Annotated in this window: 17 protein-coding genes; 9 read left to right on the forward strand and 8 right to left on the reverse strand. The window is 70.2% G+C overall.

The genetic code is table 11. The annotated features are described in order from the left end of the window. Positions 1-40: 40 nt before the first annotated feature. The 3 genes from EAO79_RS16650 to EAO79_RS19130 form a co-directional block, all read right to left on the reverse strand. Positions 41-370 carry a WhiB family transcriptional regulator gene (locus EAO79_RS16650; protein WP_079002812.1) on the reverse strand — a complete coding sequence of 110 codons (330 nt, stop codon included), beginning with the start codon at positions 368-370 and terminating at the stop codon, positions 41-43. A 186-nt stretch (positions 371-556) separates the two neighbouring features. Beyond that, positions 557-1,519, reverse strand: a complete 963-nt coding sequence (gene galE / locus EAO79_RS16655; RefSeq protein WP_124769651.1) for a UDP-glucose 4-epimerase GalE — start codon at positions 1,517-1,519, stop codon at positions 557-559. A 54-nt stretch (positions 1,520-1,573) separates the two neighbouring features. After that, positions 1,574-1,717, reverse strand: a complete 144-nt coding sequence (locus tag EAO79_RS19130; RefSeq protein ID WP_159879355.1) for a hypothetical protein — start codon at positions 1,715-1,717, stop codon at positions 1,574-1,576. Between the two features lie 93 nt (positions 1,718-1,810). On the opposite strand from EAO79_RS19130, the gene EAO79_RS16660 reads away from it, so the two are divergent. Further along, entirely contained in the window at positions 1,811-2,791 is a 981-nt protein-coding gene (locus tag EAO79_RS16660) for a GlxA family transcriptional regulator (RefSeq protein WP_124769652.1), read from the forward strand. A gap of 31 nt (positions 2,792-2,822) precedes the next feature. Here the strand turns inward: EAO79_RS16660 and manA are convergent, their stop codons facing one another. Continuing rightward, a complete protein-coding gene (gene manA, locus EAO79_RS16665) occupies positions 2,823-4,022 on the reverse strand; it encodes a mannose-6-phosphate isomerase, class I (RefSeq protein WP_124769653.1) in 1,200 nt (399 codons plus the stop codon). Positions 4,023-4,218: 196 nt separating this feature from the next. Here manA and EAO79_RS16670 point away from each other — a divergent pair, with 196 nt between their 5' ends. The 3 genes from EAO79_RS16670 to EAO79_RS16680 are packed head-to-tail and all read left to right on the forward strand — an operon-like array spanning position 4,219 to position 8,166. After that, positions 4,219-5,397 (forward strand): acyl-CoA dehydrogenase family protein, encoded by a 1,179-nt coding sequence (locus EAO79_RS16670; RefSeq protein ID WP_124769654.1) that lies wholly within the window; start codon positions 4,219-4,221, stop codon positions 5,395-5,397. Between the two features lie 56 nt (positions 5,398-5,453). Beyond that, on the forward strand, positions 5,454-6,881 hold the full coding sequence (locus EAO79_RS16675) for an O-antigen ligase (protein ID WP_124769655.1): 1,428 nt from the start codon (positions 5,454-5,456) through the stop codon (positions 6,879-6,881). A gap of 7 nt (positions 6,882-6,888) precedes the next feature. Continuing rightward, a complete protein-coding gene (locus EAO79_RS16680) occupies positions 6,889-8,166 on the forward strand; it encodes an O-antigen ligase family protein (protein ID WP_124769656.1) in 1,278 nt (425 codons plus the stop codon). Between the two features lie 22 nt (positions 8,167-8,188). Here the strand turns inward: EAO79_RS16680 and EAO79_RS16685 are convergent, their stop codons facing one another. Next, positions 8,189-9,634, reverse strand: coding sequence for a sugar transferase (locus EAO79_RS16685; RefSeq protein ID WP_164486964.1), 1,446 nt, complete (start codon positions 9,632-9,634; stop codon positions 8,189-8,191). 185 nt (positions 9,635-9,819) lie between these two features. Here EAO79_RS16685 and EAO79_RS16690 point away from each other — a divergent pair, with 185 nt between their 5' ends. Both EAO79_RS16690 and EAO79_RS16695 read left to right on the forward strand, forming a co-directional pair. Next, entirely contained in the window at positions 9,820-10,740 is a 921-nt protein-coding gene (locus tag EAO79_RS16690) for a polysaccharide pyruvyl transferase family protein (protein ID WP_124769658.1), read from the forward strand. After that, positions 10,737-12,074, forward strand: coding sequence for a hypothetical protein (locus EAO79_RS16695; RefSeq protein WP_124769659.1), 1,338 nt, complete (start codon positions 10,737-10,739; stop codon positions 12,072-12,074). The genes EAO79_RS16690 and EAO79_RS16695 overlap by 4 nt, the downstream gene beginning before the upstream one ends. Here EAO79_RS16695 and EAO79_RS16700 read toward each other — a convergent pair. Both EAO79_RS16700 and EAO79_RS16705 read right to left on the reverse strand, forming a co-directional pair. Further along, on the reverse strand, positions 11,960-13,072 hold the full coding sequence (locus EAO79_RS16700; RefSeq protein WP_124769660.1) for a glycosyltransferase family 4 protein: 1,113 nt from the start codon (positions 13,070-13,072) through the stop codon (positions 11,960-11,962). The two genes, EAO79_RS16695 and EAO79_RS16700, sit on opposite strands and share 115 nt — an antisense overlap. Continuing rightward, positions 13,072-14,136: a glycosyltransferase gene (locus tag EAO79_RS16705; RefSeq protein ID WP_164486965.1), complete on the reverse strand. Its 1,065-nt coding sequence runs from the start codon at positions 14,134-14,136 to the stop codon at positions 13,072-13,074. Before EAO79_RS16705 ends, EAO79_RS16700 begins: the two co-directional genes overlap by 1 nt. 120 nt (positions 14,137-14,256) lie before the next feature. Between EAO79_RS16705 and EAO79_RS16710 the strand changes: the two genes are divergently transcribed. After that, a complete protein-coding gene (locus tag EAO79_RS16710) occupies positions 14,257-15,102 on the forward strand; it encodes a glycosyltransferase (RefSeq protein WP_164486966.1) in 846 nt (281 codons plus the stop codon). Positions 15,103-15,204: 102 nt separating this feature from the next. Continuing rightward, on the forward strand, positions 15,205-16,485 hold the full coding sequence (locus EAO79_RS16715; protein ID WP_124769663.1) for a lipopolysaccharide biosynthesis protein: 1,281 nt from the start codon (positions 15,205-15,207) through the stop codon (positions 16,483-16,485). On the opposite strand, the gene EAO79_RS16720 is transcribed toward EAO79_RS16715, so the two are convergent. Then, the gene (locus EAO79_RS16720) at positions 16,482-17,471 is read right to left on the reverse strand and encodes a glycosyltransferase family 2 protein (protein ID WP_124769664.1); all 990 of its coding nucleotides are present in this window, start codon (positions 17,469-17,471) and stop codon (positions 16,482-16,484) included. The genes EAO79_RS16715 and EAO79_RS16720 overlap by 4 nt on opposite strands. A gap of 73 nt (positions 17,472-17,544) precedes the next feature. Between EAO79_RS16720 and EAO79_RS16725 the strand changes: the two genes are divergently transcribed. After that, the gene (locus EAO79_RS16725; RefSeq protein WP_164486967.1) at positions 17,545-18,639 is read left to right on the forward strand and encodes a glycosyltransferase family 1 protein; all 1,095 of its coding nucleotides are present in this window, start codon (positions 17,545-17,547) and stop codon (positions 18,637-18,639) included. The last annotated feature ends 91 nt before the right edge of the window (positions 18,640-18,730 follow it).

Consider the following 18,730-nt stretch of genomic DNA (forward strand, 5'->3'; position numbering starts at 1 on the left):
CGGTGAGTCGGGAGCGGTTCGGTCAGCGTCCGGCGACGGGTCAGACGGCGCGTTTGCGGAGTTTGCGACGCTCGCGTTCGGACAGGCCGCCCCAGATGCCGAAGCGCTCGTCGTTCGCGAGTGCGTACTCGAGGCACTGCGACTTGACGTCGCAGCTGGTGCAGATCCGCTTCGCGTCGCGCGTGGAGCCACCCTTCTCGGGGAAGAACGCCTCAGGGTCGGTCTGCGCGCACAGCGCGTCGGTCTGCCAGGAGAGCTGGGTGTCGTCCTCGCCCTCGGCAGCGGGCTGACGGACGCCGGGGACTCCGAGATTGACCGGATCGACGAACCAGTCGTCGGGTACTCCGGCACGATACTCAGGAATCGCCATACCGTCTCCCCACCTAGTCGTACCCTGCGCCACGCGGCGCGATACATAATTACACCCTTGTAGTTATGGTCGAGTCAAGTCGCACATCGTAAAGCCTCAATCACGAGGTGAGGGTTCGCGACGCGCCGGGTGTGACCCGAACTGGGTGTCGGGGCCTGCCTGGGCGGATCATGCGGTCGCGCGACGTCAGTCGGCGGCGCGCCTGGCCCGCCATGCGCTCTCCACCATCTGGCGCAGATCGTGTCGCATCCGCCAGTCGAGATCGCGAGCTGCGAGCGCACCGGACGCGACGATCCGCGCGGGGTCGCCCGCCCTCCGCGGCATGATCTCGGGGGTGAAGTCGATCCCGGTCACCTCCGCCATCGCGGTCATGATCTCGCCGACGCTCGACCCGTCGCCGCTCCCGAGGTTGTAGGCGGCCTCGAGGGACTCACCCGCATCGAGCCGCTTGGCTGCGGCGACGTGCGCGGCCGCGAGATCCGCGACGTGCAGGTAGTCGCGGACGCAGGTGCCGTCCGGCGTCGGGTAGTCGTCACCGTTGATGCGTGGGGTGCGTCCGGCGAGAAGCGCGTCGAAGACGAGTGGGAAGAGGTTGTGTGGGCTCGTGTCGTAGACCTCGTCCGTCCCGGAACCGACGACGTTGAAGTACCGCAGCGAGGTGTGACGCAGCCCGGTGGCGACACCCTGGTCGCGGAGCAGCCACTCGCCGATGAGCTTGGACTCGCCGTAGGGCGACTCGGGCGCTTTCGGGGTGTCCTCGGTGACCAGGTCGACGTCCGTCGTCCCGTACACCGCGGCGCTCGACGAGAAGACGATGCGCTCCACCCGGTGCTCCTCCATCGCGGCGAGCAGCATCGCGGTGGCCGTGACGTTCTGGGCGTAGGTGTGGAGCGGGCGCTGCACGGAGACACCCGCGTACTTGTACCCGGCGACATGGACGACACCGCTCAGCTCGAACTCGGAGAAGGTGCGCTCGAGGACCGAGCCGTCGAGCAGGGTTCCGCGGACGAACGGCACACCCTCAGGGACGAAGCGCTCGTGCCCGCTCGACAGGTCGTCGAGGACGACGACGTCGATCCCCTCCGCCTGGAAGGCCCGAACCACATGGGCTCCGATGTATCCGGCTCCGCCCGTCACCAGCCACGCCACGATGCTTCCTCCAGGGAGTCCTCCACCTGCCGTGCTGCAGACGGAGTGACCAGACTACTGGAGGCGCGTGCCCCGTGCGGCGGGGCGGACGGGGACGCGGCGATAGCCGTCCGTCAGGACGGCACGGATGGTCGCGGCGGAGGCGACGACCGCGACGAGGACGATGAGGAAGCCGACGACGAGTGCGATGATGGACATGTCTGAAACTCTAGGAATAGCGAAAAACTGCCACCAGTGGCAGGATGGACGCAAAGCAGCACATTCCTGCCAAAACGATCATCCGGAGGTCCCATGCTGTCGAAGGTCGCCCTGCTCGCCATTCCGGGGCTGCAACCGTTCGAGTTCAGCGTCGTCTGCGAGGTCTTCGGCATCGACCGGTCGGACCAGGGCGGTCCCGCCTTCGACCTCCGCATCGTCACGAAGGACCCAGGTCCGGTCCGGATGAACCTGAGCGACGACGGTGCGCGGGGCTTCGACATGATCGTCGACGACGACCTGTCCTTCGCGGCCGAGGCGGACCTCGTGGTGATCACCGGTCGTGGCGGATCGCGTGGCGGAGCGGTCGACGAGGCCTACCTCGACGTCCTCCGAGCGGCGGAGGCGCGGGGTGCCTGGGTCCTCAGCGTGTGCAGCGGGTCGTTCGTCCTCGGTCAGGCGGGGCTGCTCGACGGTCGCCGCAGCACGACCCACTGGATGTACACCAGCGAGCAGCAGACCATGTTCCCGGGCACCACCGTCGACCCCGACGTGCTGTTCGTCGAGGACCGCAAGGTCATCACGGGCGCGGGGACCGCTGCCGGCATCGACGCGTGTCTGCACCTGGTACGACAGGAGTACGGCGCGGCGAGCGCCAACGTCATCGCCCGCCGGATGGTCGTCCCGCCACAGCGCGACGGCGGTCAGGCCCAGTACGTCCTCTCCCCCGTCGCGGCGCAGCAGTGCGAGTCGCTCGCCCCGGTCGTCGACTGGATGCTCGACCACCTCGCCGAGGACCTGCCCATCGGGCGTCTCGCGCGGCAGGCGCACATGTCCGAGCGGACCTTCGCGCGCCGCTTCCGCTCGGAGCTCGGCAGCACGCCGGCCGCTTGGTTGAACCGGCAACGCCTGTTCCGAGCGCAGGAGATGCTCGAACGCACCGACCACGGTGTCGAGCGGATCGCTGCGGACACCGGGTTCGGCACCGCGGCGGTCCTCCGTCATCACTTCGACCGCGTCCTCGGCACCACGCCCGCCGCCTACCGGCGGAGTTTCGGGATGCGGGAGAGCGCCTGAGCCACCTGGACCGGACCAGTCGGCCGGGCGGTCAGCCCTGGGTCGTCGCGAGGAAGAGGGTCCCGGTCCCGGAGAAGCGCAGTTCCGCCTCGTCGGGCGTGATGAAGGCGTAGCCACCTCGAGCGAGCTCCACCGACGAGGTGGCTCCGGTGATCCGCACCGAACCGTCGGTCACGATCGCGATGCCGGGTCCGGGGAGGTGGAACGAGGGATCCTGCTCGGACGGCTCTGCGGGCAGATCCACCCGCAGCAGCTCGAAGTCCGGCACGTCCGGGACGAAGAGGCTGCGTCCCCCACCCAGGTCCGTCGGGGTCAGCCACGGCACCGGCCGCGGCTCGAACTCCAGGACCTCGAGCAGCTCGGGCACGTCGACGTGCTTCGGCGTGAGCCCGCCGCGCAGGACGTTGTCGCTCGCGGCCATGAGCTCGACGCCGATCCCCCTGAGGTAGGCGTGGATGTTGCCGGCGGGGAGGTAGAGCGCTTCGCCGGCTCGCAACGTGACGAGGTTGAGGAGCAGGGCGACCGCGATGCCGGGATCGCCCGGATACTCCTCCGCGAGCCGCCCGACCAGGGCCCGCTCGGCGTCGAATGCACCCGACCCGGGAGCCGCGGCGGACGCGACGAGGGCGTCGAGCAGCCCGCCGGGGAGCTGTTCGAGCAGGATCCGCACGGTGTCGCGGAGCCCGTCGGGGGCGGCCAGCATCCCGCGGAGCATGGTGATGCGCGCTGCCGCAGCCGGATCGGGTGCCGAGGCCACCAGGTCGACGAGCAGCGCATCGGTCGCGGCGAGCTCGCGGAACCCGCAGAGCGCCTCGAAGCCGTCCCGGAGCGCGACGATGAGTTCCGGCTTGTGGAGCGCGTCCTTGTAGTTGCGGTGCGGAGCGTCGAGCGGCACCCCGCGTTCGTTCTCGGCGGCGAAGCCCGCGGCGGCCCGGTCCAGGTCGGGGTGGGCCTGCAGCGAGAGCGGATGGGCCGCTGCGAGGACCTTGAGGAGGAACGGCAGCGAGCCGCGCCCGCCGAGCGCGGCGGGATCGGCGGCGAGCCAACGTTCGAGGTCGGCGTGTCCCCCCACCGTCGATGGATCCGCGATCGGCGTCGGGGCCCCGGGGTGTGCGCCGAGCCAGAGTTCCGCCTCCGGACGTCCCGAGGGCTCGGACCCGAGCACCTCCGCGATCGCCGTCGACGACCCCCACGCGTAGTCACGAGGAGTGGCACGGAGCGGCACGAACATGGTGGGGCCCTTTCGACGGACGAGGGTGACGCGCCAGCCGGACCCTGGGGCCGCTTGGCGTCGTCCTACAAGCCGTGCGACGCGGTCGCCCGGCACCGTGCACCAAACTACCAAGCCGTTGTCCGCGCCGAGCACACCTGCCTAGGCTGGCCGGGACGCCGATCCGGCGCCAGCGGACGCAATGGAGCAACGGACCATGATCTTCGAACCCCTCGCCAGCGACTTCTACGGCTTCGAGAGCCTCCTGACGGCTCCCGAGCAGGAGGCCATCGCCCGCCTCCGAGCCTGGGCCGAGACCGAGGCGAAGCCGATCGTGAACGAGTACTGGGAGCGAGCCGAGTTCCCGAAGCACCTCATCACCCCGCTCCTCGAGCTCGACGTCGCCCGGTGGGCCTGGCCGGAGACGACGCCGTTCGAGAACAGCGCCGTGTTCCGCGGCCTCGCCTCGATGGAGCTCTCCCGGATCGACGCGTCGATCTCCACCTTCGTCGGCGTGCAGGACGGTCTCACCATGGGGTCGATCAGTGAGTGCGGCTCGCAGGAGCAGCAGGACGAGTGGCTCCCGAAGCTCGCCTCGGGCGAGGTCCTCGGTGCGTTCGGCCTCACCGAGCCGCAGTCGGGGTCGGACAGCGCACAGGGGCTCCGCACCACGGCCACGAGGGACGGCGACGACTGGATCCTGTCCGGCTCGAAACGGTGGATCGGCAACGCGACCTTCAGCGACATCACGATCATCTGGGCGAAGGACACGGCCGACGGTCAGGTGAAGGGCTTCATCGTGCCGACCGACTCCCCCGGCTACTCCGCGACCAAGATCGAGGGCAAGATCAGCCTGCGCATGGTGCAGAACGCCGACATCACCCTCGAAAATGTCCGGGTCCCCGAGCGCCTCCGGCTGCAGCACGCGAACTCCTTCCGCGACACGGCGAAGGTCCTGCGGCTCACCCGCGCCGGCGTCGCCTGGTCGAGTGTCGGCGTCGCTGTCGGCGCGTACGAGGCGGCGGTCGCCTACGCCAAGGAGCGCGTGCAGTTCGGCAAGCCGATCGCGGGCCACCAGCTGATCCAGGACCTCCTCTCGAAGTGCCTCGGGAACATCACGGCATCGATGGCGATGTGCGTCCGGGTCTCGCAGATGCTCGACGAGGGCACCCAGCGCGACGAGCACTCCGCGCTCGCCAAGGCGTTCTGCACCGCGCGGATGCGCGAGACGGTCGCCTGGGCACGGGAGATCATGGGTGGGAACGGCATCGTGCTGGACTACCACGCCGCCCGGTTCTTCGCGGATGCCGAAGCCCTCTACAGCTATGAGGGCACGCGGGAGATGAACGCGCTCATCGTCGGGCGGGCCATCACCGGCACCGCGGCGTTCGTCTGACCACCGGGCCGGACCAGGGCCTCGGTGCCGGCCGCAGCCGCTACCCTGGGGGCACGATGCTGTCCACCGAACCCGCCCCGCCCCGCCCGCCGGCAGCGCTGACGACACGCGCGCTCGTCGTCAGACACGTCGCCGTGTTCGCGACGTTCGCAGTTCTCGCCGGGACGTTCTGGACGAACCTCTTCACCATCTGGGGCTACACGGCGGTGGCACTCGTCTCAGGTGGTGCCGCGCTCGCGTGCCTGATGGTCGTCCGCCCGAAGTGGCGGCGCACCCGGGTGCCGTGGTCGCTCGTCGGCTACGGGGTGCTGTCGATCGTCTCGCTCGCCTGGTCCGCCTACCCGAGCGGCACAGCCGCGACCCTGCTCGGTGCGGCGCTCTGCACCATCCTCGGAGTGACCCTCGCCGGCTGCTTCACCTGGCCCGAGGTCATCCGGGTCCTCGGACGTGCCGTGACGTGGGTGCTGTCACTCTCCCTCCTCTTCGAGTTCGTCGTCGCGGCGATCATCCGGCACCCGGTGCTCCCCAACTTCTACGCCGGTGACGCGGCGGACCCGCCGTTGCTCGACTACTGGTCGCGGGACCTCCTGTTCTCCGGAGGACGCATCCAGGGCATCTCGGGGAACGCCAACCTCCTCGCCGTGGTGGCGCTGCTCGGGATCATCGTCTTCGGGCTTCGGCTGGCGGCGCGGCGCGACGAGCCCGGCGCAGCCAGGCTGGCCGGCCCCGAACGTCGCTGGACCCTGCTCATCCGCCTCGGTCTCTCCGTCGTGATGTTCCTCCTGAGCTTCTCGACCACCATCCTGCTCGCCGCCGTGGTGACGGCGGTGGTGCTCGCCGCCGCACTGGCGATCCGTCGGGCACCTCGCCCGGAGGCGAGGACACCGGTGTACCTCGGCTTCCTCGGCATCGGGGTCGTCGGCGCGGTGGGAGCGGTCGTCTTCCGGACGCAGCTCCTCGGCCTCCTCGGGAAGAGCCCGGACCTCACCGGTCGACTCGACATCTGGGCGACCGTGTGGCGCCTCATCGAACAGCGACCGGTCTTCGGTTGGGGCTTCTCGAGCCCGTGGGCACCGTGGGAGCCGCTCTTCACCGACCTCGTCATCCGACGCGGCGTCCGACAGCTCCAGGCGCACAACGCCTGGCTCGACGTCTGGTTCCAACTCGGCGTCGTCGGCCTCGTGCTCTTCGCCGCGGTCGTCCTGTCCATGTTGACGCGCACCTGGTTCCTGGCCGTCGACCGTCCACGCGTCGACCTCGACGCACGGCGGCCGTACACGGCCCTCTCGCTCGCCCCCGTCCTCATCGCGGTCTCCCTCGTCGTGCAGTCGGTCGCGGAGAGTCGGTTGCTCATCGAATCCGGCTGGGTCCTCCTGGTGCTCCTCGTCGTGAAGACGAAGCAGGAACCCGCCTGGCCGATCCCCGCCGTCGCGACCTCGGCCGACCTCGCACCCACGCACCGGCGCGACGTCGTCGGCGGATGAGCCCGGCGTGAGACCGGCGGACTTCGACGCGTTCTCCGTCGCCGCACGCGTCCTCTCGTCAGCGCCGCTGGCCGCCGCGTTCGCCACCATCGCCGTCGCGACCGCCTTCGGCGAGCACCTCGTCACGAGCCTGATCGGTGTCGCCGGTTTCAGCGCGATGCTCGTCGGCCTCACGACGATCGGCACGGGCATCCTCCTCGCACGCCTCCCCATCATCGAGTGGCGTGGCCTCCTGCCGATCTCGGTCCTGCTGTTGCTCGCCTGGAGCGCGGTGTCGGTGGTGTGGAGCGCCACGCCCCTCGCGACCCTACCCGCCATCGGCGGGCAGCTCGCGTGGGCCTTCATCGCCATCGTGATCGCGCTGACCCGCGACACCATCCAGATCGTCCGGGCGACGGGCACCGCCTTCCGCGCACTCCTCGGCACGTCCCTGGCGCTCGAGGTCGTGAGCGGCGTCCTCATCGACACCCCGCTGCCGTTCCTCGGGATCAGCGGGAACCTCGCCTTCGGCGGCCCCTTGGAAGGGGTCTTCGGAACCCGGAGCGCCCTCGGCATCGCAGCCCTGCTCGGTCTCGTCACCTTCGTCGTCGAGTGGCGGACCCGTTCCGTGCGGCACGGGGTGACGATCGGGTCCATCGCCCTCGCCATCGGGCTCATCCTCGGCACGCGCTCGCCGAGCGTCGCACTCCTCGCCGCGGCCCTCGGCATCGCGACCGCCGTGCTCTACGTCTTCAGGCAACTCCGACCGGAACTCCGCCGCACCTGGCAGTTCGTCCTCCTCACCGTCCTCGCGCTCGTCGGCCTGGTCGGGTACCTCCTCCGATCCGAGGTGTTCCGCGTCCTCGGTCTCGGGCTCGAGATCGAGCAACGCTACGCGCTCTGGCAGGAGACCCTGAGACGACTGGCCCCGAGCGAACTCAACGGCTGGGGGTGGACGGGCGGCTGGGTCTCCGATGCGGTCCCGTACCGGTTCATCGACGCGAGCCTCGGCCGCACGAACGACTCGGCGTTGAACGCCTACCTGGACGTGTACCTGCAGCTCGGACTGATCGGGCTCGCCCTGTTCCTCCTCCTCGGCGGTCTGGCGCTCGTGCGGACCTGGCTCATCGCGACCAATCGGCGCAGCGTCGTGCACGTCTGGGCCGCGCTCATCGTCGTGACCCTGCTCGCATCGGGCGCTGCCGAGAGCAGCCTGCTGCTGAGCGGCGGCTGGCTGCTCCTCGTCGTCTGCGCGGTCATCGGTGCCGGCGGGCTGAGCTGGCGGCACAAGCTCCCGGAACGCTGAACCCGGCCCGAGCGGCGCCGGATCACCGTGCATCGGTTCCCGGGACGACGACCGCCCGCACCGTCTGCGCGAGGATCTTCAGGTCGATCGCGGCCGACCGGTTCTCCACGTAGTACAGGTCGAGATCGACGGAGTCGTCCCAGGAGAGGTTGGACCGCCCGCTCACCTGCCACAGTCCGCTCATACCCGGCTTGACCAGGAGGCGTCGCTGGGCAAGCAGGTCGTAGCGTTCGACCTCCCACCCACGGTGAGGCCGCGGGCCGACGAGGCTCATCGAACCGCCCAGGACGTTCAACAGCTGCGGGAGCTCGTCGAGCGAGTACTTCCGGAGGATCCGTCCGATCGGCGTCACGAGCGGGTTGTCCGGAACCTTCGAGAGCAGTTCGTCCGCATGCTGCTGCCTGGCGAGGGCTGCTCCGGTGTCGGCGTCTGCGGCCATCGAGCGGAACTTCAGGATCTGGAAGGGGCGGCCGCGCAGGCCGACGCGCTCCTGCCGGTACAGCACGGTCCCCCGACTCGTCGTCTTCACCGCGAGCGCGACCACGAGCATGACCGGGGCCAGGAGCAGGAGCAGCGTCGCGGAACCGATGACGTCGAACGCCCGCTTCGCCGCCGCCTCGAGCCGGGACAGCTCCAGGTGGTCGACGTGGATGAGTGGGATACCGGCCACCGCCTGCAGGTACAGGCGGGTCGAGGCCACACCCGTGAGCGTCGGCGCGATGATGAACTTCACCCCGCGCTCGCTGAGGTCCCAACCGAGGCGGCGGAGCTCGGCGGGGGTGAGTTCGACGGGGCCGACGAGCATCACCGTGTCCGCTTCGACCTCCTCGGCGGCGTCGACGATCGAGGGTCGCCCGGTGAGGACGGGGGCACCCACGATGCGGTCATCGTCGACGATGCCCGGGGTCGCGACGCCTACCACCCGATGCCCTGCCCAGTCGCCCCGGCGCATGCGCTCGGCGACATGCACCGCCTGGTCGCGGTCCCCCACGAGCAGCGTGCGGTAGACGAGTGCGCTTCCGCGTCGCCGCGCACGGAGGTGTCGACGGGCGCCCCAGCGGACCGCCAGCAGGAGGGCGACTCCGAGCGGCATGGCGGTGAGCAGGAACCCGCGTCCGATCTCGAGCTTGAGGAGGTAGGACGCCATCGCCACCGTGCCGAAGACCGTCGTCGTCACGACCACGACCCGTCGATACGGCGTCCAACCGTCCGCCAGGACCCGCGGGTGGCGCGATCGGGCCGCGGCCAGGGGCGACCACCACGCGACGGCGAGCGCGAGGGTGACCGCCGGGTATCCGAGGTGTAGGCGTCCGAACGGCCCCGCGACCTCCACGGTCCCGCGCCAGTACGCGTCCCACCACAGGAGCTGGGTCACGGTGAGCGCCAGGGTGACGGCCAGGAGGTCGAGGACGAGGACCATGCGCGAGCACCGTCGCTCCCAGCAGCGGCGGGCTTCGACGAAGGGCATGACGGTGGCCTCCCTGGGGATGTTCTGGTGTGCATCGGATCGAGCAGCGGCGCGCACGGGTCGCGGCGGGCGAGGTCGATCGCCGGAGCGCGAGACGACCCGGCGACAATCGAGCATAATGTATTCGACCAACTGAAGTATCCGATTCCAGCACAGCGCTCGGTGTCGATCCGGACGGAGTACCCATGCCCTACCTCGAGACCATGCGACAGCGCACCGAAGCCTCCTTCGTCGAGCTGCATCGCGGTGTCACCGAACTCCACTACACACAGTTCCCCGATCACCGGAACTCGGGCGACTCGGCCATCGCGCTCGGACAGGCCAGGTTCTGGCGCGCACACGACATCGCGGTCCGCACCACCTCGAGCGCCGGCAGCATGCCGGAGCGGGTCCGGGACTCGTCGATCCCGGTCCTCATCCAGGGCGGCGGCAATCTCGGAGGCCTCTACCCGGTGCTGAGCGAGGCTCGCTACGAACTCGCAGAGCGTCTCCCGGTCGACACGTTGCTCATCCAGGCACCGCAGTCGGTCGTGTTCCCCGCGGATGCAGACCGCCGGGCGTTCTCCCGACGGTTCGCCGCCCGGCCCAAGCTGCGGGTCGCCGTCCGCGACCAGACCTCCTACGACCTCCTCCGCGACGAGGTCGACGACCTCAGCCTCTCGCCGGACGCGGTGCACCTCCTCGGCCCGATCAGCGCCCCCGAACCGACCCAGCGGCGCATCGTCATCGCCCGGACCGACGGCGAGAGCGCGGGTGGGCTCGTGGGCTCCGAGAGCGCCGACTGGCCGGCCGACCCGTTGGACCTCCGGGCGCACGAGTGGCTCGGCTGGCGGGCGGCGAAGCACCCGGTGTTGAAACCCCTCATGGAGCGCGACCATGCCGCGTGGATGCGGCGAGCCGAACGTCGATTCGACGCCGCCGTCCGGCTGATCGGCCGCGGCGAGGTGGTCGTCACCGATCGCCTCCACGCCATGCTCATCGGGCTGCAGATGGGCCGCCGGGTCGTCGCGCTCGACAACAACAACCGCAAGCTGTCGAACTACGCGGAGACCTGGTTCGGTGACCTCCAGCCGAGGTTGCGCTTCGAGCACACGATCCGTCCGTGACCTCCGGGCAGCCTTCCGCGCACCTGACGCGGCGGGACGCGGCCAGAGCCCGCGCGGAGGCCGGCGCCCACCGTGCCGTGCGGCGCCGGCAGCTGACGCGACGGACGCCCGTTATCGGCGGGCGGGAACGTGACCGCCCGCTCGTCGGCGGTTCGCTCCTCATGATCGCCTCGCTCCTCGCGCTCGCATGGGTGGCAGCCGACCAACCAGGACTGCCCGGGCACTTCGCGAACGACGAGGGCACGATCATCAGCGTGAACCGGGGGACGTTCACCGAGGCCGACTCGTCGTTCCAGCTCATCGCCGCGGTCTACCGCTGGATGGGCCTGGCCGAGCTGCCGACGCTCGCCGCCCTCGTCGGTGTCGCGAGCTACCTGCTCGTCCTGACGGTGGCGATCTCACGCACTCGGACGACGACGGCCGAGTGGGTGGACTGGGCCATCATCATCAGCTGCGTCGCGCTCGCCGCCGTCTACCACGGCGCGTACACGAAGGACCTGCTGACCGTGGGCGCGGTACTCGCCCTCATCGCCCACCGCGGACGAGGTCTGTCGGCCGAGCTGGTGCCGGTGGTCGCGATGCTGCTGTACGCCCAGGGCTTCCGCACGTACTGGTTCCTCGTGGCCGGCCTCTACCTCGCGCTCCGTCTCGCGCTGCGGGCGCGGCGCGGCTGGACGGCCACCGTGGCGGTCGTCCTCGTGCTCTACGCCGGGCTCTCCGTCGTCTTCCCGCTGATCGTCGGTGTCGACCTCGACCATTACCGCCTGACGGTGAACGAGCACCGCTCCGCGGAATCGGTCAACACCCTGATCGTGCAGTTCTTCCCCGGTGCCGGCCCCGTGTCCGGGTTCGTCAACAGTGTCCTCACCTTCGCCTCGTTCATCATCCCGATCCCCCTGATGCTCCGCGGCGGGGCGATCTACCTCGTCGTGGCGCTCGTCCTGCTCGCCATCTGGGGATCACTCATCGCCGCGATCGGGTCGGCGAGGTTCCGAGCACCCTGCGGCTCGTCGGTCCTCACGGCGTTCCAGAACCGGTTGTTCGCGGCGATCCTCGCGTTCCTGATCGTGCAGTCGATCTTCGAGCCGGACTACGGCTCGTTCCTCCGGCATCTCACACCGATGCTGATCGTCGCCGTGTGCCTCCTCCTGAGCCTGCGGCCCGGAGCGGCGGGAGCCTCAGCCCGGTGGGGGCCGCCATCCGCCGCATCCCGAGGGGGTCAGCGACCCGTGGACACGACGGATGCTGCCGCGACGCGCACGTCGGCCGCGACGCGCGCCCAGGAGAACGGACCCGCTGCAGCGAGCACACCGGCCGCGGAGAGCGCCTGGTAACGATCGGCGTCGGCGAGGATCTCCTCCAACGCGTCGGCGAGCGCGGTCGACGTCACCGCCGTGGCCACGATGCCCGATCCTGACGCGATCGCCTGCTCGGCGAGGCCGCCGACCGGCGTCACGACGGAGGGCACCCCGAGCGCCATCGCGTAGGCGAGCACCCCGGACTGGCTGGCCTCGGTGTACGGCAGGAGGGCGATGTCGAACCCGCCGACCACCTGCGCGATCTCCTCCTGGCCGACCCAGCGGTTCTCGAGCTCGTCGTCCTCGTGTCGGAGGAGGCCGAGGGCGTCGTCGGTCCCGGACCCGACGACCCGCAACCGGACCCGGATCCCGCGGCGGCGCAATTCGGTGATCGCTTCCACCCCCAGACCGAGCCCCTTGTACGCCGAAAGCCGACCGAAGCATCCGACGACCGGAACACCCTCCCGGTACGTCGACCGGACCACGGCACGGCCCGCGTCGACCCGGTACGCGGCGTGGACGGTCTCGTGGACGCGGTCCGCGCGGAACTCACCACGGGACGTGAGTGCGGCGGCGACCGGGGCGGAGAACACGATCGCTCCGTCCGCCGCCCGACGCTCGGCACGACGCAGGAGGTGCTCGAGCCGCGAGAAGTCCCCGGGGTGCATCGTCGCGTCATGGACGCAGAGCAGACTCCGACGACCGCCGAAGCGGAACACGGGCGCGACCGCCCCCTGCCAGAGCTGCTCCATGGCGATGACGACGACGTCGATGCGATGCCGCCGGAGGAACCGGTCGAGCCGGAACGCCGCCCCGAGCAGACGCGGGAGACCGAGCACCGCGCCGCGCTTGTCGCGATACGTGCGGATCGTGAAGGACGGCACACCGAGTGCCACGAACCGGTCGGCCACCTCGGCGTCGAGGGAATAAGACACGACGACATCGCAGCCGTCCTCCTGCAGCGCCTGAGCCAGTTCCTGGGCGAAGAGCGGGCCCGCACCGGTGCGGCCCCACTGCACGACAGCGACCCGCATCAGGCCACCTGCGGTATCCGGTACGCCTCGGCGAGGGCCGCGCGTTGGCGGGCCGGGGTGTGATCCTTGAGGCGTTCCGACCAGCGGGAGACGTTCCGCTCAGCCCAGGCGGCGAACGCCTGTGGTCCGGCCAGCCGACTGGCGACCATCGCCTCGAGCCCGCCCTCGAGGGTGAGGGCGTCCGGGACCACTCCGAACGCGGCGATCGGCCGGACGAGCGTCGGCACGCCGGCCTGCACGGCTTCCAGAACGGCGAGGGGAAAGCCCTCCCACGCAGCGGTGTGGAGGTAGACGTCGCTCTGGACGAGGCGCGAGCCCACCTCGGCGTGCGGGATCCATCCGGTGACGTCGACGCCAGCCCTCTCCAGCCGGGTGACGTCCTCGACGCGGCCGCCGCCCATCCACACGGGAGCCACCTCGACCCCGCTCGCCCGGATCGACGCGATGGCTTCGGCGAACCGCATCGGATCCTTCTGGGGAGCAATGCGTCCGAGACTCGCGACCCGCAGCGGCCGGTGCTGACCCGGGTCGTCTCGGCGGTCATCGGGCAGCGGAACCGCGACCACGTTCGGCACGTGGACGACGCGCGGCCGGAGGGGCCCGCGACGTTCCGCGGCTTCGGCCTCGCCCTCGGAACAAGCAGCGATGGTCTCGACGTTGAACGAGAGCAGCCACTCGACGGCCCGGAACAAGCGGCGGCTCCAGACGGAGAGGTCGGTGCGCTCGAACGCGTAACAGTGCGGGGTGTAGACGATGCGGGTCCGCGGCGAGCTGCGTAGGGCGACCCGCGCGTACGCACCGGCGAAGCTCGAGTGGGCGTGCACGATGTCGGCCCCGGTACGACGGCGCACCCGCCGGATCGCTCGCACGGCAGCGAGCGGCCGCCGCGCGAGCGCGGTCACGGAGGCGAAGCAGTCGGACAGTGTCTCGTCGAGCGGGGCGCCGTCCGGGATCTGCGCGAGCAGGTGATGTTCTACACCCGGCGGCGAATTCCGCACGTAGGCCTCGATCGCCACGGGGATCCCACCCGCGTAGCAGTCGGTGACATGGAGCACGGTCGTCATGTCTGCCGCCCGTCGAACGGGAGGAGCGGGTGGACGACGATGATCAGGCTCATATCTCATATGTTGTATGTTAGACGACGGTAAAGTTGGTCACCTCGCCCATGACAGATCCGGAGGCCCGTGTACTCGATCGTCATTCCCTGCCGAAACGGCTCGAAGACCCTCGCCACGCAACTCGAAGCCCTGCTCGCCCAAGGCTCGTCCGTCGACATCGAGATCATCGTCGCCGACAACGGCTCTGTCGACGGCACCGCAGCACTCGTCCGCCGGTTCAGTGAGAGGGACGGGCGCGTTCGCCTCGTCGACGCGAGCGGCAGGCCGGGTATCAACCACGCTCGCAACACCGGCATCCGGGCATCACGGGGTTCAGCGGTGCTCCTCTGCGATGCCGACGACGTCGTCCGGGCCGGCTGGATCGAAGCTCACCGGCGCGCGCTCGAAGCCGGTGCGGATTGCGTCGGCGGCGCGCTCGAGCGGACCTTCCCGGACGGCACACCTGCGGGAAGACAGGAGGCCGTCAGCACCGTGCACGGCTTCCATCCATGGCCGCCGGGAGCGAACTGTGGGTTTCAACGACGGGTGTTCGACCGGCTCGGTGGATTCGACGAGACCCTGCTCGGCGGCGGCGACGAGACGGACTTCTTCTGGCGGGCGGCGGCGGCTGGTCACCCGACCACCGCGGTCCCTGAGGCCGTGGTCGAGTACCGCCTTCGCGGTGACCTTCGAGCCGTGGCTCGGCAGTACTTCGGCTACGGCCGGGGAACGGTGCGGTTGTTCCGACGACACCGCGGGCTGGGCATGCCGAGGTCCTTCGGCTGGGAGCTCCCCATCGTCCTCGTCGTCGGAGCGCTCCAGGTCATCAGCCCGAGCCGCGACGGCACGCGCCGTCGACGTGGTGTCGAGCGGCTCTCGTCGAGGGCAGGGCGCGCATTCGAGAGCCTGCAATCGAGGACGTGGTACCTGTGATCACGACGATCGTGGCATCCGACGACGACGAGGGTCCCGCCGACGCCACGACAACGCTCACCGACCGAGACGCGGATCGACCACCGTGCGGGTGAGCGGACGATGATCCACCTCGCTTGGGCGATCGTCGAGCGGATCCTTCCCCGGGTGGCGTCGGCTCTCGTCATGCTCGTCCTGGCCGCCCGGCTCACGCCGTCCCTCGTCGGCATGTACGCGTGGATGGTCCTCGCACTCACGCTCGTCCAGACCGTCGGCGACACGGCCGCCCGGCAGACCGCCGTCGTCCACGGAGGCACCGAGGCCGGGGACCGGTTCGTCCTCCGGTTCCGGGTCTGGTCCGCGCTGATCGGAGGCGCCACGCTCGCCGTGACCGTCGGAGCCCTGCTCCTGACCCATCACGCGGAGGACCGATGGCAGGCGATCGCCCTCGCGCCGTTCGTCCTCGTCCCGGCGGCTTCGGCCGTGGGCATCGACGCCCTGGTCCGCCTGCAGCGAGCCCGGAGGTGGAAGGAGATCGCATCGCATCAGGCGTGGTCGTCGACAGCCTCCCTGCTCTGCAGCGTGCCGACCCTCCTGGCGACGGAATCGCTGCTCGCCAGCGCCCTGCAGGCGATGCTCGCGGAGGCGGGGTTCGCCCTGCTCAACCGGCGACGTGCTGCGCGGCTCCCCCGCGCGTCCACCACCGATGCGCGTTCCCGCGAACCGACCGTGAACGTCCTCGGCGACTACGTGCACACGGCGCTGTTCTCGCTCCTCGGTTGGGGACAGGGGCAGACCGATCGCCTCTCGATCGGGGCTCTCGCCGGCGGGGCACGCCTCGGCCAGTACGCGTTCGCCATGTCGCTGTCACGGAGCATCGGCGATGCGGCGGCGCTGGCCACGATCAACGTCCTCCGGCCGGTCCTCGCCGAAGCGGCACGCGACGGCCGGGGGTCCGAGATCGTCGCGGTCACGGAGGATTCGCTCCGACGATCGCTGGCCCTGGCGGTCGTGGCCGCCGTGGCGACGAGCATCGGGGCTGAGCTGGTCGTAGACCCCGTCCTCGCAGACGACTGGGACCCCGCCCTCGCACTCGTCCCCGTCCTCGCCCTGTCGGTCGCTCCCTCGGTCGTCGCCTGGTCGGTCACGGCGGTCCTCCAGGCCGAGAGCCGGATGCGTTGGGCGAGTCCGATCAAAGCGGTCGGCGTGCTGCTGTCCCTCCCGGTCGGCATCGTCGCCCTCCACGACCTGCAGCTCGCGGCCTGGCTCGTGAACGCCCGGGAACTCGTCGTGATGGCGCTGCTCCTCCTCGCCGCGCGCCACCGAGCCCCGTGGCGGGGCGGCCTCCTCGCCCTCGGCGTCGTCGTGGTCGGCGCGGCCGTCTGGCAGGTGACGCGAGGCTAGGCCGGCTGCAGCAGATCCCTGACGATGTCCAGCGCCCCCTGGCTCGCATACCGCTGGTACTCGCCGCGGGGAGCACGCAGCATGACGGGTAGGATCCGTCGCCACCGGGCCGGAGCGAGATCGGCCCGGAACCGCTCGAAGGCCGCTTTGGCGACGACGGACGAGGGATCGGCGCGCGGCGCGGGCTCACGGGCATCGTCGAGCCAGGAAGCGAGACCGGCGACGCGATCTGCGATGTCGCGGTTGCGCTGGCGCCCCGGCTGCATCAGTCTCGAGATCTTGTACGCCAGCGTCGGCTCGACGATCCCGATCTGGTTCGCGCCGTGCTGCCGGTAGTCGACGAGCGGTTCGTCCAGGAACTCGATCGGTCCTCGTGCTGCGGCCACGATCGCCAACCACTCGTCGTGCACCCACGGAGCGGGGAACGGCGCTGCCGCGTCGAAGACCGCACGTCGGAACATCGCGGTCGCGCCAGTGACGAGGTTGCGTCGCAAGAGCACGCCGAACGCGTCGCCCGCGCGGATACGGTCGCGCTCGACCGGCCCGATCGACAGCGAGGCGAACAGGGTGGTGCCGAGCGGGGTACCGTCGGCTCCGACGAGCCTGGCGTCCGAGCACACCAGTTGGAGCTCCGGACGCGCGTCGAAGGCGGCAAGGGCACGCTCGACGCGGTCGGGCCGCCATACGTCGTCCTGATCGGACAGGACGACCAGTTCCCCGACGGTCGCACGGATGGCGCTCTCGAAGTTGCGCGTCACGCCGAGCGCGGTCGGGTTCCGCAGGAAGCGGACCGGGACCGGCGACGCCTCGGCGAACCGCTCGACGATGGCGGACGTACCGTCGGTCGACCCGTCGTCGCTGATCACGATCTCGCCGGGCAGCACCGTCTGCCGCGCGACACTCTCCAGCTGCTCGGCGAGGTACTCCCCACCGTTGTAGGTGCAGAGGGCGACGGACACGCGTTCGTCGACTGATGCTGCTGGCATGGATCCGCTCCTCACCGCTCACCGGACCACCCGACAGCCTATCCCGGCCGCCCCACTGGTATCCTCGTGCCTTATGCCCCGCGTAGCCGTCGACCTCCTCTCGTACACCGGCACGAAGGGCGGTATGGAGACCTACGCCCGCGAGCTGTACCGCGAGATCGGCCGGCAGGGCAGCGAGTTCGAGTTCGTGGGGCTCGCCAGCCGAGAGGGCTACCAGCTCGACCGCTCCTGGTTCCCCGGCGAGATGGTGGACACGGGGATCAGCGGGGAGAACCGGTTCATCTGGGCCTACGGCGAGCTGTTCCAGGTGGCCCGCCAGGCGAAGCGACACGGGGCGGACCTCATCCACTCCCCCGCCACGCTCGGGCCGGCGCGATCGTCGATGCCGTCCGTCGTGACCATGCACGACATGCTGTACTGGAGCAATCCGGAGCTCATGACGACGCCGCTGTACACCGCTCCCGTGAAGCTCATGGAGCGCCTCACCTCCAGGAACGCCACCAGGGTCCTCACCATCAGCGAGGTCTCACGTGCCGAGATCGAGAAGTACCTGCACGTCCCGCGGGCCCGGATCGACCTCGTGCCCCTGGCCGGCACCATGCCGACGATCGACGGCGACCGCGACCCGGATCAGGAGCATCCGTTCGTCCTCGCGACCGGGAACCGCCGCCCACACAAGAACTGGGCGAGCCTCATCCGCGCCCTGCCGTTGCTCCTCGAGCACGAACGGCCGCGGCTCGTGATCACGGGCAGTCACGGCGACGATCCCCTGCGGGCGGTCGTCGAGGAGACCGGCATGCAGGACTGGGTCGAACTCAAAGGTTGGCTCACGAGCGAGGAACTGGGTGAGCTCTACCGACGAGCGACCATCATGGCGATGCCCTCGTTCGTCGACGGGTTCAGCCTCCCGGCGCTCGAATCCATGATGGTCGGCCTCCCCGTCATGATGAGCGACATCCCCGTCTACCACGAGGTGTGCGGCGACGCGGCCCTGTACCTGGACCCCACGTCACTCGACAGCATCGCGTCGGTCATGCGCACCGCCGTGACCCGGCCCGATGAGATGAGACGACTGGCCGCGGCCGGTCTCGAACAGGCGGAGCGGTTCTCCTGGGAGCGCACGGCGACCCAGACGCTCGAGACGTTCCGGCGGGCACTGACCGTCTAGCGCGGCGCCGTCCCCGGTCCCAGCGGCCAGGAACCGAGCCCGGAGCCGACCGTCGTCGACTGACCCGCTCGACGGTCGGTCGAGCGGGTCA

Origin of the sequence: Plantibacter sp. PA-3-X8 (assembly GCF_003856975.1) — a bacterium.
Classification (GTDB): domain Bacteria; phylum Actinomycetota; class Actinomycetes; order Actinomycetales; family Microbacteriaceae; genus Plantibacter; species Plantibacter auratus.

Coding starts and splice junctions, on each gene's coding strand:
- EAO79_RS16650 (WP_079002812.1), bottom strand. CDS start 370: ATGGCGATTCCTGAGTATCGTGCCGGAGTACCCGACGACTGGTTCGTC.
- EAO79_RS19130 (WP_159879355.1), bottom strand. CDS start 1,717: ATGTCCATCATCGCACTCGTCGTCGGCTTCCTCATCGTCCTCGTCGCG.
- EAO79_RS16660 (WP_124769652.1), top strand. CDS start 1,811: ATGCTGTCGAAGGTCGCCCTGCTCGCCATTCCGGGGCTGCAACCGTTC.
- manA (WP_124769653.1), bottom strand. CDS start 4,022: ATGTTCGTGCCGCTCCGTGCCACTCCTCGTGACTACGCGTGGGGGTCG.
- EAO79_RS16670 (WP_124769654.1), top strand. CDS start 4,219: ATGATCTTCGAACCCCTCGCCAGCGACTTCTACGGCTTCGAGAGCCTC.
- EAO79_RS16675 (WP_124769655.1), top strand. CDS start 5,454: ATGCTGTCCACCGAACCCGCCCCGCCCCGCCCGCCGGCAGCGCTGACG.
- EAO79_RS16685 (WP_164486964.1), bottom strand. CDS start 9,634: ATGCCCTTCGTCGAAGCCCGCCGCTGCTGGGAGCGACGGTGCTCGCGC.
- EAO79_RS16690 (WP_124769658.1), top strand. CDS start 9,820: ATGCCCTACCTCGAGACCATGCGACAGCGCACCGAAGCCTCCTTCGTC.
- EAO79_RS16700 (WP_124769660.1), bottom strand. CDS start 13,072: ATGCGGGTCGCTGTCGTGCAGTGGGGCCGCACCGGTGCGGGCCCGCTC.
- EAO79_RS16705 (WP_164486965.1), bottom strand. CDS start 14,136: ATGACGACCGTGCTCCATGTCACCGACTGCTACGCGGGTGGGATCCCC.
- EAO79_RS16715 (WP_124769663.1), top strand. CDS start 15,205: ATGATCCACCTCGCTTGGGCGATCGTCGAGCGGATCCTTCCCCGGGTG.
- EAO79_RS16720 (WP_124769664.1), bottom strand. CDS start 17,471: ATGCCAGCAGCATCAGTCGACGAACGCGTGTCCGTCGCCCTCTGCACC.
- EAO79_RS16725 (WP_164486967.1), top strand. CDS start 17,545: ATGCCCCGCGTAGCCGTCGACCTCCTCTCGTACACCGGCACGAAGGGC.